Origin of the sequence: Leptolyngbya sp. BC1307, assembly GCF_002286735.1 — a bacterium.
Lineage (GTDB): Bacteria > Cyanobacteriota > Cyanobacteriia > Phormidesmidales > Phormidesmidaceae > Phormidesmis.
In genome coordinates this window covers 1-15,527 of the sequence record NZ_NRTA01000004.1, presented here as the reverse complement: position 1 = coordinate 15,527, position 15,527 = coordinate 1, and the positions used below count along the sequence as shown (strand labels likewise).

13 protein-coding genes are annotated in these 15,527 nt (G+C 52.9%); 8 read left to right on the top strand and 5 right to left on the bottom strand.

Annotated elements, in window-relative coordinates:
- Positions 1–47: 47 nt before the first annotated feature.
- Positions 48–776, bottom strand: coding sequence for a DUF928 domain-containing protein (locus tag CKL79_RS03505; RefSeq protein ID WP_170943959.1), 729 nt, complete (start codon positions 774–776; stop codon positions 48–50).
- Between the two features lie 1,087 nt (positions 777–1,863).
- Here CKL79_RS03505 and CKL79_RS03500 point away from each other — a divergent pair.
- Both CKL79_RS03500 and CKL79_RS03495 read left to right on the top strand, forming a co-directional pair.
- Entirely contained in the window at positions 1,864–3,990 is a 2,127-nt protein-coding gene (locus CKL79_RS03500) for a filamentous hemagglutinin N-terminal domain-containing protein (protein ID WP_170943958.1), read from the top strand.
- Positions 3,991–4,147: 157 nt separating this feature from the next.
- Positions 4,148–6,781, top strand: a complete 2,634-nt coding sequence (locus tag CKL79_RS03495; protein ID WP_170943957.1) for a CHAT domain-containing protein — start codon at positions 4,148–4,150, stop codon at positions 6,779–6,781.
- 36 nt (positions 6,782–6,817) lie between these two features.
- Here CKL79_RS03495 and CKL79_RS03490 read toward each other — a convergent pair whose 3' ends face one another.
- Both CKL79_RS03490 and CKL79_RS03485 read right to left on the bottom strand, forming a co-directional pair.
- The gene (locus CKL79_RS03490) at positions 6,818–8,032 is read right to left on the bottom strand and encodes a glutathione S-transferase family protein (protein ID WP_121968207.1); all 1,215 of its coding nucleotides are present in this window, start codon (positions 8,030–8,032) and stop codon (positions 6,818–6,820) included.
- A gap of 86 nt (positions 8,033–8,118) precedes the next feature.
- Positions 8,119–9,096, bottom strand: a complete 978-nt coding sequence (locus CKL79_RS03485; protein ID WP_121968206.1) for an aldo/keto reductase — start codon at positions 9,094–9,096, stop codon at positions 8,119–8,121.
- Positions 9,097–9,285: 189 nt separating this feature from the next.
- Between CKL79_RS03485 and CKL79_RS23055 the strand changes: the two genes are divergently transcribed.
- Positions 9,286–9,423, top strand: a complete 138-nt coding sequence (locus CKL79_RS23055; protein WP_170943956.1) for a hypothetical protein — start codon at positions 9,286–9,288, stop codon at positions 9,421–9,423.
- 109 nt (positions 9,424–9,532) lie between these two features.
- On the opposite strand, the gene CKL79_RS23050 is transcribed toward CKL79_RS23055, so the two are convergent.
- Positions 9,533–9,679 (bottom strand): hypothetical protein, encoded by a 147-nt coding sequence (locus CKL79_RS23050; RefSeq protein WP_170943955.1) that lies wholly within the window; start codon positions 9,677–9,679, stop codon positions 9,533–9,535.
- Positions 9,680–9,887: 208 nt separating this feature from the next.
- Positions 9,888–10,565: a hypothetical protein gene (locus CKL79_RS03480; protein WP_121968205.1), complete on the bottom strand. Its 678-nt coding sequence runs from the start codon at positions 10,563–10,565 to the stop codon at positions 9,888–9,890.
- Between the two features lie 175 nt (positions 10,566–10,740).
- On the opposite strand from CKL79_RS03480, the gene CKL79_RS03475 reads away from it, so the two are divergent.
- The 5 genes from CKL79_RS03475 to guaD all read left to right on the top strand — a co-directional run bounded on the left by CKL79_RS03475 (position 10,741) and on the right by guaD (position 15,220).
- Positions 10,741–11,436: a GntR family transcriptional regulator gene (locus CKL79_RS03475; protein ID WP_121968204.1), complete on the top strand. Its 696-nt coding sequence runs from the start codon at positions 10,741–10,743 to the stop codon at positions 11,434–11,436.
- A 212-nt stretch (positions 11,437–11,648) separates the two neighbouring features.
- Entirely contained in the window at positions 11,649–11,789 is a 141-nt protein-coding gene (locus tag CKL79_RS23040) for a hypothetical protein (protein ID WP_170943953.1), read from the top strand.
- A 363-nt stretch (positions 11,790–12,152) separates the two neighbouring features.
- Positions 12,153–13,571, top strand: coding sequence for an NCS2 family permease (locus CKL79_RS03465; RefSeq protein WP_170943967.1), 1,419 nt, complete (start codon positions 12,153–12,155; stop codon positions 13,569–13,571).
- Between the two features lie 13 nt (positions 13,572–13,584).
- On the top strand, positions 13,585–13,830 hold the full coding sequence (locus CKL79_RS03460; RefSeq protein WP_205878982.1) for a hypothetical protein: 246 nt from the start codon (positions 13,585–13,587) through the stop codon (positions 13,828–13,830).
- A gap of 10 nt (positions 13,831–13,840) precedes the next feature.
- Positions 13,841–15,220, top strand: coding sequence for a guanine deaminase (guaD, locus tag CKL79_RS03455; protein ID WP_121968200.1), 1,380 nt, complete (start codon positions 13,841–13,843; stop codon positions 15,218–15,220).
- Positions 15,221–15,527 lie beyond the last annotated feature (307 nt).

Genomic DNA, 15,527 nt, shown 5'->3' with positions numbered 1-15,527 from the left:
ACCCCTCGGATACGATGGACAGAGATGGTAGTCAGACTTTGTAGACTTCAGTTTAAGCCAATCTGAATAGGGGAGGGATAGTCTTGCAAAGTGCTTGATAAGCCCACTGAGTCGAGCAGCTGATTCCATTCAGCGGCGATCGCCGGATTATTGGGCTCGCGCTGGCGCAGCTCTTCGAGAATCAGGGCAGCATCGTGCCACATGTTTGCCTGCTGATAGAGCAGTCTTGCCTTAGTTAGCGGTGGGGCGATCGCTAACTGGTCATATAGGCTAGCGGCTACCTGCTGCTGCGCGAGCCAATCACTCTGATCTACTCGACGAATACGGCCCTCTACCACCACATCGTTAGCCCGGTCTGCTGCGTTAGGCACAATAGAAAAGTACCACTGATAGTTTTCGTTGAGAGCCAGCGGTGGCATAATCGACTCATCTGTCTGAACGCTGACCAAACCGCCTGCCTGGCTTAGCTGAAAAGTCGTTTCATAAATTAGCTCATCGCGGCTATCTCTCAAAACAAATTCGACGCTATTAGCTGCCATCATCTCGGGTACATAAAATAGCAGGGTAGGATAGGCCGATGTCGTCACACTCAAATTGCTTGAGGTCACCAGCGCAGCCAGCGTAGCATCGGCGTTGGCAAAGATCTGATCGCCCCGGGTACCGCCGCCTACCCGTCGTCCGGGCACGCCTTGCTGTAGGTCGCTGTCGTCTTTATCTTTACTGCTGATTGTCACATCTACAGCTGAGGCCCAGCTAGCCGGTACTGCTGTTACCATGAGAGCCAAGCTGCTCAGACCCGTGAACATAGCTGCGCAAGCAAATCTTTTCATGAGTTATGTCTTGAGAACGTTTCGTTGATCGTTATTTGTGATGGATATCGGTATCTTTATATCTTTTTTGTATCTTTATATACAGGTATGTAGCCGCAGTCGCTTCCTTATCTCTGGGGCTCTTTGCATTTTATAAAAAGTCTTTTTATTCAAGAACAGAAAAGATACCGAGGTTAAAAAGAGGATTTAGTAAAGCGCTTTAGAAATACGCGATAACTACGCAGGTTATTTTAAGTTATTCCTTGGGCAGCTTCAGCGGGACATAGAGATATCGCGAGAATAGATAGCTTCAGCGATTTCCCTACTGGCTTTGATGTTCAGGCACGCATCAATCTCGCGCCGATGCTGATGGAAAGAAAAGAATTTCAAAGCTATCTAAACCCAGGCTCTTAGGTACCCAGGCTCTTAGGTCTGCTGAGCTTTTTAAGGGTAAATACTTACACTTAATTATATCAATTTTTACGCAGGAAAATGCTTCCTACTGTTTGCTTATCCCAAACTTTAAGATTATTATCCGGATGCGTCTAAAGCACTGCCCTGGCAGTCTTCCAGATTCATAATTCCCTTAATCCTAGGATTATGCCAATGAAGTTCAATATAGCTAAGTCATTGACAGGTTTACTCATAATTTCTGCGGCGATCGCTCTGCCTGCAGCTGTTAAAGCTCAGTCTGACGATCTATCGATATCTGCACCTGAAGTCACCGCCTCAGGTGACCAGATAGGGACTGAATTGAACTACTGTTTTCGAGTTCCTGGCTACGGCTGGATATGCGTATAGGGCCAATTGGTTTTGGTTTTAAGATTTAGAATAGCTCTGATATAGACCCTGACGCCGCTGGTTCAGGGTCTTTTTTACAGTTTTATTAAGCTAACTCAATAAAGCAGTTGACGAATCGACATATTGGGAATAATTGATTGATAGAATGCCTGACTTCCAGCTTTCTCAAAGTCAGAAAGAGGATGGAGTTATGGTTGTCTCCTACAGATGCGCACTGACCCTTTCGTCAGCTTCTATATCCTCATCAGCTCACATGGCCAAACAGTATAGCTTTATACCTCTTTTTGTCAGTGGTTTTGCCGTTGCTTTTTACAGCCTTGGCCTACCTGCCAAGAGCGAGCCGCTTAGGGTAAGGCCCGATGGCACGACGCAGACCACCCTTGTTGGCGGAATCGACTGTGCGACAGACTGCACAGTACTGGGCGGCAGCCGACTAGACGACAGCCTCTTTCATAGTTTCAGCGAGTTGAGTATTCCAGCTGGTGTTACCGCTACGTTTGAAAGTGGGGGCGCTGCTAATATATTTGCTCGGGTCTCTGGCATCGCTTCTACGATTGAGGGGACGCTGGCGATCGCTGGTGGTGGCCAGACCAATTTTTTTCTGATCAATCCTCGGGGTATTATTTTCGGCCCTGAGTCGGCTTTGGTGAGCCCAGGCTCTTTCATCGCTAGCACTGCTGACAGTGTGATGTTCTCAAACGGCGTACGGTTTAGTGCGACAGACAGCACGCTGCCCACGCTGCAGGTCAGCGCCCCGATTGGATTTCAGTTTGGCGATCGCCCAGGCTCTATCATCAACCGGTCTCAGGCTAGCCTAGCTGGCGCGAGTAATGCCTTAGGAGAGCCCGCTGGTCTAGAGGTGGACGCTGGCAGAACGCTTTCGTTAGTGGGCGGTTTCGTTGCTTTGGAGAACGGTAGCCTGACGGCTAGCAGCGGGCGGATAGGAATTGGCAGTGTCGCTGCCAATAGTCAGGTTTTGCTCTTGCCCGACCTCAGACTGGGCTACTCAGACACAGAGGCTTTTGGAGACATTCAGCTCACCGACAGATCTTTGGTCGATGCTAGCGGTGAAGGTGGGCAAATCACGCTTCAGGGTCGCAGCGTTACGGTGGCAGAGCAATCAGCGATCACTAACTTTAGCTTAGGTAGTTCATCAACCGGATCAATAGCGCTGATCGCGAGTGAGTCTGTAGTCATTACCGGCACAGGCATTCTCTTTTCAGCCTTTGACGGTGATGGCGCTAGCTTAAGCATCGCTACCCGGCAATTAACGGTAACGTCTGGCGCACTGATTTCTGGCGGCACCTTTGGGGCGGGTGATGGCGGCACGCTGACCATCAACGCCTCAGATGCGGTTACGCTGAGGGGATCAGGGCGCTTCTCGCCCAGTCTAATAACCACCTCGACGGAAGGCTCAGGAGCAGGCGGTGACTTAATTATTAACACCCGTCAGCTCACCGTCACTGAGGGTGCTCAAATTCAGTCGGTGTCCTTTGGGGCTGGCAGTGGGGGCAATCTGGCTATTAATACAGATTCACTGAGCATCAACGAGGGTAGTCGGATAGCGGTTGACAGTTTTGGCTTAGGTGATTCGGGTACGCTGGCGGTCAATGCGCGATCGCTCAGGCTAGACAATGGAGCCCGGCTGACAGCGGCGGCAGCCTTTGGCAACGGCGGCAATATTCGGCTGGATAATTTAGAAACTCTGGTACTGCGACGCGGCAGTGTGATTTCGGCGCAAGCGGGGACGGGCAACGGCATGGGCAATGGGGGCAATATTGCCATTGAGGCGGGTTTTGTAGTGGCGGCTCCTTTAGAAGATAGCGACATTATTGCCAGAGCCGCTCAAGGACGGGGGGGTAATATTACCATTGAGACCCTAGGGCTGTACGGCATTGCTGAGAGACGGGCGATCGCGGGCAATCGCACTAACGATGTTGACGCTAGCTCCGACTTTGGGATCAGCGGGACCATTGCAGTTGATCAGCCGACCGCAAACGTTGACCAAGCGACGACAGAGCTACCCAGGCAAGTTTTAGAGAGTGAGGCTGCCGTCGTCCAGAGCTGTCAGGCTGAGGATAACCGCTTTGTAATTACCGGACGAGGCGGATTGCCCGCAGCGCCAACCGAGGCCATAGAAATAACAGCGCCACTGATTGACTTAGGGCCGGTTGATTGGGAGACCTTACCACCAGCGCCGCTATCTAGCAGTGAAGCAGCGCTTAGCCCGACAGAGAAACCCGGAGAGAACTCGCTCACCTCGTCGGGATGGATAGAGGCTAGCAGCTGGGCAACGAACAATCAAAACCAGATCGTGCTAACCACAGCGCCCCAAGCAGCGACTTCAGATGGGCAGATTGATGCACCGTGTGCCGGGTGATGCCGCTGGCTCAGGAGCTTTGATAGTGCAAAAGTCTTCAGCGCAAAAATCTTCAGGGCGAAAACAATGGTACCAACTGAAATTTGTGAGAGCGCTCCTTCTAGGATGGTTCATCAGCCTTTGTAGCGCTGGATTAACCGGCTCCTCCTATATGGGTATGGGCTCGTTTGCATGGGCTCATCAGCCCGGCAACAATCTCGCTGTCTCTCAGACCGCTGTCTCTCAGATCACTGTCTCTCAGACCATAGTCACTGCCCAGACCATAGTCACTGCTCAGACAACCGATTCGACAGCAGCCAAGCGCTTAATCGTCAGCCAGGTTAGTCAATCCGCTCCTCAGCTCACGCCTACTCAGCTGGAGCAGCAGGGCAGAGCGCGGTATCTCGATGGTGATTTTTTGGGCGCGATCGCTCTCTGGCAACATCTAGCGCAAAGCTACGCCGCCCAGCAGAACGCTATTGCCGAGGCCGGTGCCCTGAGCAACCTGTCACTGGCCTATCAGCAGCTAGGCCGCTGGACAGACGCACAGGCTGCGATTGATAGCAGCCTGGCCATGTTAGGTGAGCCTGAAACACCTATGCAGCAGCGAATACAGGCCCAAGTGCTGATGGCTCAGGGCAGTCTGCAAATGGCGCTAGGTCACTCCCGCCAGGCTTTGGAAATCTGGCAACAGGCTGAAGCGGCCTACCGACAGGGCGGCGATACCACTGGCAGCGATCGCGCTCGCATCAACCAGGCCCAGGCTCTGAGAGAATTGGGGTTTTACCGGCAGGCACTTGAACGGCTCACCAGCGTCATTGCAGCGATGGCCGAGCAGCCGCCTTCACCGCTGAAGGCAACAACGCTCAGGCGGATTGGAGAGACCCTGCGCCTGAACGGTCAGCTTGCAGAAGCGCAGACGACGCTGACTCAGAGCCTGGCGATCGCCCAACAATACGATCTGCCCGCAGAAGTCAGCGCTACTTTGCTCAGTCTGGGCCACACTGCCTATAGCGGGGGCGATAAAGCAGCAGCTCAAGCCTTCTACCAGCAGGCACTGAGCTTAGAAAGCGGCTCAGCCGCCCAGAGAGTGCCCGTTCAGCTTGCCCTCTTAGAGCTGGGGGTGGAGACCGCTCAGTGGTCTACTGCTGCCGTGCTATGGCCTGAGATTCAGGCGCAGTTTGCCAGTTTGCCGCCTAGCCGCACAACTGTTTATCTCCAGGTCAACTGGGCGCACAGCCTGATCCGGATCAAGCAGACCGATCCCAATGCCGTCGGCCTTAGCTGGATGACGATTGCTCAGCAGCTACAGCGAGCCAGCCAGCAGGCCCGTGAGCTAGGAGATATGAGAGCCGAAGCCTACGCCGTCGGCACGCTAGGTCGGGTATATGAGCAAACTCAGCAGTGGGCGATCGCCCAAGATCTCACTCAGCAAGCCCTCCAACTGAGCAACCGCCTGAATGCGGCTGCCTTGACCTATCAATGGCAGTGGCAGCTAGGTAGAATCTGGCAGGCTCCTAACAATCCGCAGCAGGCTGTGCCCGCAGCGCTCGATGCTTATAATCAGGCGATCGCCACCCTCTCTGGTCTGCGCGGCGACTTAGCAGCAGTCGGAGATAGCGCTCAGTTTTCGTTTAAGGAGAATGCAGAGCCCATCTATCGCCAGTTAGTGAGGCTGCTGCTATCGTCGGACGCGGTCAGTCAGGCAGATCTGGTCAATGCGCAAGCGGTGATCGAATCATTGCGATTAGCAGAACTCGACGACTATTTCAAAGAAGCCTGCGCCGATATTGAGCCCATCAACATCAATCAGGTAGACCCTAGAGCAGCAATTGTCTATTCGATTATTCTCAAAGATCGCCTGGCGGTGATTTTGCGTTTGCCCGACCAGCCGCTGCAATACTTCACGACGACAGTCTCAGCGAGCGTGGTGACTGAGACGGCCGCTCGACTGCGCCAACAGCTAGTCATCCGCAGTCGTAGAGAGTATTTTTCTACAGCTGAAATAGTTTATCAGTGGCTGATTGGCCCAGCTCGTGCGGCGATTGACAGCAGCGGCGTAGACACGCTGGTGTTTGTTTTAGATGGGCCTTTGCAAAGTCTGCCGATGGCCGCACTCTACGATGGCCGCCACTTTTTGATTGAAGACTACGGTGTTGCTTTAGCACCCGGCCTCAAGCTGTTAAAGCCTGAGCCCTGGGACACAACAAATTTGGATGTGCTCGTCGCTGGCCTGACAGAGGGTCGTTTGGGGCGATCGCCCCTTCCCTATGTCGCTAGCGAAATTGAAAAGATCACAGCTACTTTTGAGCGCAGCACTGTGCTCTTAAACCGAGATTTTACGCAGAAGTCACTGCCTGAAAAACTAGAGTCGGCCAACTATCCAATTGTTCACATTGCTACGCACGGTCAGTTTAGCTCTACGCCAGAAGAGACTTATTTAATCGCCTGGGACGACCGGATCACGGTGAGAGAATTGAGCCAGATACTGCAGGTTAATCCGAATGATCGCGCTACCATTCAGCTCCTGGTCTTAAGCGCCTGCGAAACGGCTAGCGGCGATCAACGAGCCGCCTTAGGGCTGGCAGGGGTCGCTATTAAAGCCGGTGCTCGCAGTACGGTAGCTACGCTGTGGGCCATTAATGACGAAGCTACCGCTCAGTTTGCCGGCTATTTTTACAAGCAGCTCAAGCAGCCCGGCGCAACCCGAGCCGCTGCCCTACGCACGGCCCAAGTACAGCTACTCAAAGACCCTCAATACCAGCATCCGATCTACTGGGCTCCTTACATTTTGCTCGGTAGCTGGCTGTAGCTAGCGCAGCGATCGCTCGAATAATGCAGATGAAAACTATCCACTCGCTTGCATAGCAAAGGTAGCCGGATCTTGATCGCGTCGATGTCTGATCGGGATGGGTGGCCCCTGGCGATCGCCTGCTAACGCCGCCGTGTCTTCTAGCGCTGCTCTCAATCGCTTAGCCGCGTAGATTGACATATCGCGGGGGACATTGATGCGATCGCGCAAATACCGCAAACCCAGATCACTATCAGCCGGTGGACGGCAGATTTCGCCTGTCATCATCTGCGTCAGGGCGCAGCGCAGCGCCTGATCAAAGCGATCTTCGTTATCAGGGTTTGCTCGCACAATATTCTGCCGATGTTTGATCACCCGCTGCAAGGCTTCAGCCGTCGCGCTTTCTGGCTCAGGGTAAGTCGCATCTGGCAATCCCTGCCAGGGGCCATTATCTACCCGGTCTTTATTGCGCAGCATCTGCGGCTCGCCATTTTCCCAGCAGCCACCCATTTGAGGCGGTAAATCGTGAACGTGAGTATGAAAGTCACTCTGGGTACCCCGATAGGTAGCGCGGCTCTCCATTGCATCAAACCAGGCAGACAGGTGAGGATTTTTTTCTCGCAGCGAATAGCCCTTGTAGTAGTACAGGCTGGCGTTCATCCGCTCTACGTAGGGCGTAAAGATCACATCGGCAGTGCTAAAGTCTGCGAGAAAGTAAGGCCCAGACGTGCGAGCTAACGCGGCTTCTACCTGAGCGACGACTTCCACAAACTGGTCATGGTTGGACTGCTCCTGACAAAACCAGCGGGCAGGCTGACAGAGCCAGCCGCACCAGGCTCTAAACAGCAAACGCTCTAGCTGCCGCAGCTTTAAAACAGCAGAATCTTGCATTCCTGAGCCCAGCGGCCCAAACGTCTCCTCTAGCGCCATTAAAATATCGTCGCTCTCCGTGACCAGCCGCCCATCAAGCGCAACCGCAGGCAACATACCAGAGGGAACCTTAGCCTTATACCAGTCTTCTTTTTTTCCGTAGCAAAACATCGTGACTTTTTCGATGCGGTAGGGCACCTGTTTTTCTTCTAGCCACAGCCAAATCTTTTGACAGTAGGGGCACCAGGCATGATTGTCACGGTATAGCGTTACCCGCACATCGGCCTCGCTGCGGCCAAACAACCGCAACCGGGCCTGCGCATTGGTTGGCCCATTGACGGTGTCTATCTGAAAATCGGTAAGGGCTTCTAGCTCAGACCAGCTAAGGGAAACAGAGGACATAAAGAGCAAGCTAATGAGGGTAAAGGCACAGAAACGCTGTTGTCACCCCTTCAGTTTAATCGGGTTTGCCTGCTGAGTGATGCGGTCTAGCCAGTCTGGAAGATATTTTGCACCATCTGTTTATCGCAGGCGGCTGAGGCCGTATCTAGCTCGCTCACCTCGGCGTTGTCGAGCTGCCAGCCTAACGCCCCGGTATTCTGCTTGGCCTGGCGCAGCGTTTTAGCACCCGGAATCGGGATTGTCCCTTTGCAGATACACCAGTTAATCGCCACTTGAGCCATAGTCTTACCTCTAGCGGTGGCCACCGCTTTGAGACAGCCCAGCAGCGGCTTCACGCCTGGCAAAATTTGGCCTAGCGCAAACTTTCGCAGTCCTTTGGGCAAATCGGATTTGTCAGCGTACTTGCCGGTAAGCAGGCCCAGCGCCAGCGGGCTATAGGCAATCAGCTGAATGCCTAGCTCGTCGCAGACCGACTTGAGACCTAGAGTCGTGACCGGATAGGTAGACAGCAGCGAATACTGAACCTGCAAAGTTTGAACCTTAATTCCTTGGTCAGCTAAGCGCTGATGTGCCCACTGCAATCGCTCAGGCCCGTAGTTGGAAAGGCCAACGCTCTGCGCCAACCCCTGATCGCATAGCGCCGCTAGACCGTCCAGTAAAGGTCGCTCTTGCCAGGGCAAATAGTTAGCGGTAGACCAGTGCATCTGCACTAAATCCAGCCGTCCTAATCGCTGCCTGGAAGCCCGTCCAGCAGCAATCATCGACTGACGAGTCAGCCGCCAGGGATAGGGGGCAAGCTTAGTAGCCAGACAGATCTGCGCTTTGTTTTCGCCCTGGTAAGCTGCGCTAAATCGGCCCAACAGCTTTTCACTCTGGCCATTGAGCTTACCGGTACCGTAGGAGTCACCGGTATCAAACAGGGTGACGCCCTGGGTGACGCAGTGGTCAAACACAGACTGCAGCTCATCGTCCATCGCTTCGTCATAGTTCCAAAGGAGACGATTGCCCCAGGCCCAGGTGCCACAGCCCATCTTAGAAAGATTAGGAGGAAGAGCGGGTTGCATAAGTTCAAACTCTCGGCTGACCGCCCGATTATCTCATACGATAGAAACTCCGCCTGCCAGAACTCATAGCGCTGCTTTACCGCTGAGAAATTGTCCCATAGACATCGTTATTATCGGTGGTCAGATCAGCCGCATCAGCAGCTCTGTTCTCGATAAAGACGGGCGATTCACCTAGCAACGAAACGCTAGGTGAATCGCCCCAGCCCCAGCCTGGTCTATCGATCTGTGCGGACTAATAAGGATTGCGCCGCCTTTGCCCTGACCGGGCGATCGCCCTCCCCCACCTATCGCTACATTCCGCTCAAACCGCACCTGGTGCAATATTAAGCTGCCTGAACGCACGAAAATAGCCCCGCCAAAGCCGCCATTTCCCCCATTGCCACCGTCTCCCCTATTAATTTCAAGGATGCGGTGCTGACTGTTGCCGCTAATAGTATTACCAACAGCCTGCCAGCGTCAGGCTGTTGGTAATTGCGGGTAGGGGACTTTCTAAAGCGATCGCTCCTTTTACCCCACTCAAGTCAATTAGATCGCTATCTGGGGCTGCGTTTGCCTGAGCGATCGCCCAGCGTAGCGAGCCCACGCCCGAATCTGCTGTTGTTGTGACTCATAGCTGCTTCAAAGACGGAGTGAGGGCAGTCTCACCAATAGGCTGAGCTAAAGGCTCATGCAAGCTGCTCCCAGTTGGCGTCAGCCAGCCAAGCCAGGCCCAGCCCAGCACAAAGCTAGTTATGACAATAGCCAGAACAACATTCCGCAAACTGTAGAAGCTGTTCATACGTTCGCTGAGCCTAAAATCCATTGAACAAAAGCACCATTGAGCCCAAGGCCACAACTACAACACCAGCGCCCAGCGCATCTGTTTTCCAATTTGTCGGCTGATAGGTAGGCCGAAGCCAAAACCTCAGTAGCTTGGTGGCCAAAGGCATGACGCCCCAGGTCAGAACAGAAGAGGTAATAATGTTGTTGATGATCATAGAATTTGGCAGCGTCCAAGACTGCATCAGGCCCAGTGCCGAAAACAGCAGCGACTGAATAATTACCGTGGGATACAGCGCTAAAATGACGGCTGCGTTTTGTTTCCAGGCCGGTGGCCCCAATCCTGATTGTTCGGTGCCTGTTCTGCGAGAAAACCAGCCTTCGAGCCCGGTAGAAAAAGAGATGAACTGATAGGAGGCGAACGTTTTGCGCCCGGTTCTAATCAGCGCTTCGCGATCGCGCGAATTAACCCACTGGTTCAACATTTCGGGCGAATCAAAGTGAACAAGCGAATACCACTTCATCGGCTGACTGGGCTGCCGCCCCTTCACCGGCGCACACAGATCGGTGCGAATATGCCCTTTAAAGTTCTTAGCCGCTCGGGTCACCTTAGCGTGCCACCAGCGAAAAGCCAGCCCCTCCCCAGCCGGGACGGTATGTTCTATCACCAGACTGGCACCTACTAGCGCACCCACATCAGGATCAGCCATTAGTTCTTTCTAACGTGTCATGTTAAGTAGCAGTGTATCGGGGTGATCCAGGTCAGACAGTCGTCTTGGTTACAGCTAAACCCTCAACAGCCAGTTGTATACCGTATACAACGATAGAATAATAGTACCTTCTAGCAAATTCAGTTAACCTTTTAGTCAGCTTTCAGTAACGTCTGTGAACCCAACAACATTATCTTCCCGTTCGCCCATCCAGCGCCGCAAATCTCTTTACGAGCAGGTTTATAGTGCTTTGCGAGCCGGAATCTTGACCGGTACATTTGTGCCAGGCAGCCGTCTGGTCGAAACTCAGCTGACTGAGTGGCTCAACGTCAGTCGGACGCCGCTGCGAGAGGCCTTGCGCCAGCTGCAAAAAGAAGGCCTGGTGATTGCCGACACCAGCGGACTGCAGGTAGCAACTATTTCAGCCACTGATGCGATAGAGCTGTACGATTGCCGCCTGGTGCTAGAGAAGCTAGCGGTGGCCGGAGCCTGCGAACATGCTAGTCAGCCGCAGCTCAAGGCGCTAGAGCAATGTGTGCTCCAGGCTGAAGCGCGAGATCCGCAAGATGTTGACGTGCAGACCCTGCTAGGATTGCTGGATTTGGACTACCGATTTCATCATTTGATTGCTGAAAGCTCGGGTAACCGACGGCTGGTTTCACTGCTCGATCAGCTGTTTGACGCGATGGCGCTGCTTCGCATCCAGACGCTCCAGAAAAATCCACTGGTGCTGGAAATTCGACTGGAGCATCGTCAGGTTTACGAGGCGATCGCTAGCCGAGATGCCGCTACGGCAACCGCTGCAATACAGCTTCATTTGTTAGCGAGCAAGGCACGAGTGGTCAAAGAAATTCAGAACCATCAGTCATAGCTGCAGCCCTAGCCATAAGAGATAGGTTGCTGATTTTTCTTAGGGTTACGCCGGCAAGGTCTGATTTAAGGGTTAAAATTGTATCTGGATATACAGTTTTAATTTCCCGTTAGATCATGCAGAATCAATTTCATCCCCACCCATCTGACAGTCAAAAGCAGCCTCCACTTCAACCAAGATTAGCGCAGGCGCTCATAGCGATCATAGACTTTATGGTGCATCGTCCTCAGACATCTGTTCAGTCGACCCTGATCTCACCCGAAGAGCGCTACAGCAACAAAGCCAGCCTTTATCCCTACCTGCCAATCGAAGAAGAACGGCGCGACTGGCTTGAGCGACTCTACGCAAGCTGAGCGAAAATGCTGTCTTAATCAGCCTAAAATGCCCTTCAGATCTCTAGATCTGGAGGGCATTTTAGCAGGAGCCGCCTGACGAAAAACGGCAGCAGTCTCTCCAAGCATCAAACTGTAGCATTTAGCACAGTTCCCCATTTTTTGCCTGTATACAGTATGCATAGCGAAAGTATGCCGTCAGGGAGAAGCCTGCTTTTCAGTGTGTGATGTGTTTGACAACCTGCGTGGGAGACCCCCGGTAGAGTCGTAAAAAATCCGCTCAGCGTTAAGCCCTCATCCTGCTAGCAAAACTCCAAACTCTGTGTGGCATAGAAAAAGAAAAACTGTTCTCCGGGGAATGTTATGAATCAGCCTGATCCTGATATGGATTTTCAGCAAAAGCCGCCTGGGTCATCGCCACCGCCCTACTCGGGATGGCAGGCATCGGTTGCCAAATATTTTAACTTTGAGCATCACCGAACCGACTTTCGCACCGAAATTTTGGCCGGGTTAACCACCTTCATGACCATGGCCTACATTTTGGTGGTGCATCCGCTGATTATGTCGGATGCGGTGTTTTTGCAAGAGCCAGGTGATCTGTTCCGAGAGCTGGTGATGGTGACCGGTATTACCGCCGCCATCGGCACTCTGGTCATGGGGCTTTACGCTAAGTATCCATTTGTGCAAGCACCCGGAATGGGGACGAATGCTTTCTTTGCCTATTCTGTTGTCTTGGGGCTAGGAATTGACTGGCGAGTAGCGCTGGCCGCTGTGCTGATTGAGGGCATTATCTTCATTGCTCTTACCGTTACCGATATTCGCCGTCACCTGATTGCGGCTGTTCCTAACTGCATCAAAGCCTCGACGACTGTCGGCATTGGTATGTTTCTTGCCTACATTGGCTTGAGCGGAGACACAGCATTGGGCGGGGCGGGGCTGATTGTCGCGAATGAGGTGACTAAGACGGCTTTTGGTAGCTTTAGAGAGCCCGCTACCCTGCTGGCTACCTTTGGCATCTTTATCTCGGTTTTCTTCATCGTCAGAAGAATCAAAGGGGCGCTGCTTTGGGGCATAGGCGGTACCGCTATTTTGGGCTGGATGTTCGGAGTGGCCCAGGCTCCGACTGGTATCATCGCCGCCCCCGCATTTCCGTCCAATCTCTTTGGTCAGGCATTTGTGGGGCTCGGTGGCATTAACGGCAGTAATATTATTGACTTTCTCGCGGTGCTGCTGGTCTTCTTATTTGTAGATATGTTTGACACCATTGGCACACTGATGGGCGTTGGCACGCAAGCGGGCTACATTGACGATAGAGGAGAGTTACCTCGGGCTAATCAGGCACTGTCTGCAGATGCGATCGCCACTACAGCCGGCGCAATCATGGGAACCTCCACGGTTACCACCTTCGCCGAATCCGCTGCTGGGGTTGCTGAAGGCGGGCGCACAGGGTTCACCGCCGTAGTTGCTGCCATCATGTTTATGATTGCACTCCTGTTTGTGCCTATTTTCGAGGCGGTTCCGGCCTTTGCGACTGCCCCTGCTTTGTTAATTGTGGGCGTACTGATGATGTCTAGCGTTCTCAGCATTCGCTGGGGCGACCTGACAGAGGCGATTCCTGCCTTTGTCACCATGTTCTTTATTCCGCTGGGCTTCTCTATTGCCGCTGGACTATCTGCGGGCCTCATCCTTTACCCGTTTACCAAGTTAGCTGCCGGACGCTCCCGCGAAATTCCGGTGATTACTTGGATTCTAGCCGCCGTTTTCGTTTTCAGGTTTGCGTTCGAGGCCCTACGCTTTGGTTGATCGCTTTCGCCCTATGCAGCCGCTGTTCGATCTGGTAACGGTGGTTGCGATCGCAGCCACTCAAGACTACAGCCAAAGCCAGCAAGGGCAGTCCCATACTGGGCAAGCGGAGTACGGTCAAGAACAGGAATCTGCTGACTACAGCTACACCGACAAACAAGCAGACCAGGCTAAAGCCCAGGAGAAACAAACCAGCCAGGCAGACGCCAATAAAAAACAGTACGCTCAGCAAGAGCAGTCCTATCAAAACAAACAGTAGCGCTACTTCGATGACCTCTCAATCGAGCCAATCCGGTCAGCCACCTCTCAAGACCATTCGCGGATCGTTCTTAGATTTTGTAGACGATCCCTTCTATGCGCCCGAAGCAGACAGTGCCCGCTACATAGCAGACGGGCTGCTAGTGCTCGATGGCGGCAAAATCAAGGCATTTGGCGCTTACGCCGATCTGCAAAGTGAATATGGGGATCTGCCCACTACGGTCTATGCTGAACGGCTGATCATGCCGGGATTTATCGATACCCATATTCACTATCCTCAGACCGAGATGATTGCGGCCTACGGCGAACAACTGCTGGAATGGTTGGATCAATATGTTTTTCCGACTGAGGAGAAGTTTCAAGATGAAGCCTACGCTCAAAAAGTTGCTGAGATCTTTCTAGATCAGCTGTTGAGCAATGGCACTACGACAGCGCTGGTATTTGCCGCTGTCTTTCCGCAGTCCGTAGAGGCATTTTTTGAAGCGGCAGAGCGTCGTCAGCTCTGCATGATTGCGGGCAAAGTAATGATGGATCGCAATGCCCCAGACTACCTTTGTGACACCGCTGAATCTTCCTATCAGGAGACTAAAGCTTTAATTCAAAAGTGGCATAAAAAAGGACGCCTGCGCTACGCGGTTACGCCCCGGTTTGCCATCACTTCTAGTAATGAACAGCTGCGCAAAGCAGGAGAGTTGCTGAAGGAATTTCCAGATGTGTATATGCACACGCATATCTCAGAGAATGTCAATGAAGTGGCCTGGGTGAAGGAGCTTTTCCCCGATTGCGAGGGCTACCTGGATGCGTATGATCAGGCGGGACTGGTGGGGGAGCGATCTGTTTTTGCACATGGCGTGCATCTGACCGATGCCGAATTCCAGCGGCTTTCGGAAATGAAAAGCGCGATCGCCTTTTGCCCCACTTCAAATCTGTTCCTCGGCAGTGGCCTTTTCAGCCTTGATCAGGCAAAATCAGCAGCGCACCCGGTCAAAGTGGGCCTGGGTACAGATGTGGGAGCCGGCACCAGCTTTTCACTTTTGCAAACTGCCAATGAAGCCTACAAAGTAGCGCAGCTACGTCAGCAAAAGCTGTCGTCTTTTCAGGCTTTATTTTTAGCCACGCTAGGCGGTGCCAGAGCGCTGTGCTTGGAAGACACCCTGGGAAATTTTGAAGTCGGCAAAGAAGCAGACTTTATCGTGCTTGACCTGCGAGCGACCCCGCTGATGGCCTTTCGCAATCCTGCTGCTGTTGCTAGCTCCCTCAGCGACCTCGCAGACCGCACCTTTTCGCTCGTGATGATGGGAGACGACCGCGCTATTCAGTCCACCTACATTCTGGGAGAAATCGTCTACCAGAAGGGTAAAGCTTCTCCCCCCTATACCGCTACCGCTTAAATTAAAGCGCTCCCAAGGCCAGCGCTCAGGAGGGTCTCGTTTGACGCTGCTAGCTAAATTTCAATGCGGTTAAGCTGTAGACGACGATTGCATTTACTTCGCTTTGGCCAGTAAATTTACTCTCTATATTTTGGCTCAAGATCTCAATGCGGCCCCGCCATCGGGAGTCCCGACTGTCTGTCAGCATCAGGGATGGCTGGCTATATTGCTTAGGAGTTACGCATTGACAGCAAAACGAAACTATGGTCAAGCGAAAGTAGCTTCTGTTACGTTTTCTAGAATAAACTGTCGAATGACGGGGACAAAG

Excerpts from the sequence above, each read along its gene's own strand:
- CKL79_RS03505 (WP_170943959.1), bottom strand. The coding sequence starts at position 776 with ATGGTAACAGCAGTACCGGCTAGCTGGGCCTCAGCTGTAGATGTGACA.
- guaD (WP_121968200.1), top strand. The coding sequence starts at position 13,841 with ATGACCTCTCAATCGAGCCAATCCGGTCAGCCACCTCTCAAGACCATT.
- CKL79_RS03480 (WP_121968205.1), bottom strand. The coding sequence starts at position 10,565 with ATGGCTGATCCTGATGTGGGTGCGCTAGTAGGTGCCAGTCTGGTGATA.
- CKL79_RS03465 (WP_170943967.1), top strand. The coding sequence starts at position 12,153 with ATGGATTTTCAGCAAAAGCCGCCTGGGTCATCGCCACCGCCCTACTCG.
- CKL79_RS23040 (WP_170943953.1), top strand. The coding sequence starts at position 11,649 with ATGGTGCATCGTCCTCAGACATCTGTTCAGTCGACCCTGATCTCACCC.
- CKL79_RS03495 (WP_170943957.1), top strand. The coding sequence starts at position 4,148 with ATGGGCTCGTTTGCATGGGCTCATCAGCCCGGCAACAATCTCGCTGTC.
- CKL79_RS03490 (WP_121968207.1), bottom strand. The coding sequence starts at position 8,032 with ATGTCCTCTGTTTCCCTTAGCTGGTCTGAGCTAGAAGCCCTTACCGAT.
- CKL79_RS03485 (WP_121968206.1), bottom strand. The coding sequence starts at position 9,096 with ATGCAACCCGCTCTTCCTCCTAATCTTTCTAAGATGGGCTGTGGCACC.
- CKL79_RS03500 (WP_170943958.1), top strand. The coding sequence starts at position 1,864 with ATGGCCAAACAGTATAGCTTTATACCTCTTTTTGTCAGTGGTTTTGCC.
- CKL79_RS03460 (WP_205878982.1), top strand. The coding sequence starts at position 13,585 with ATGCAGCCGCTGTTCGATCTGGTAACGGTGGTTGCGATCGCAGCCACT.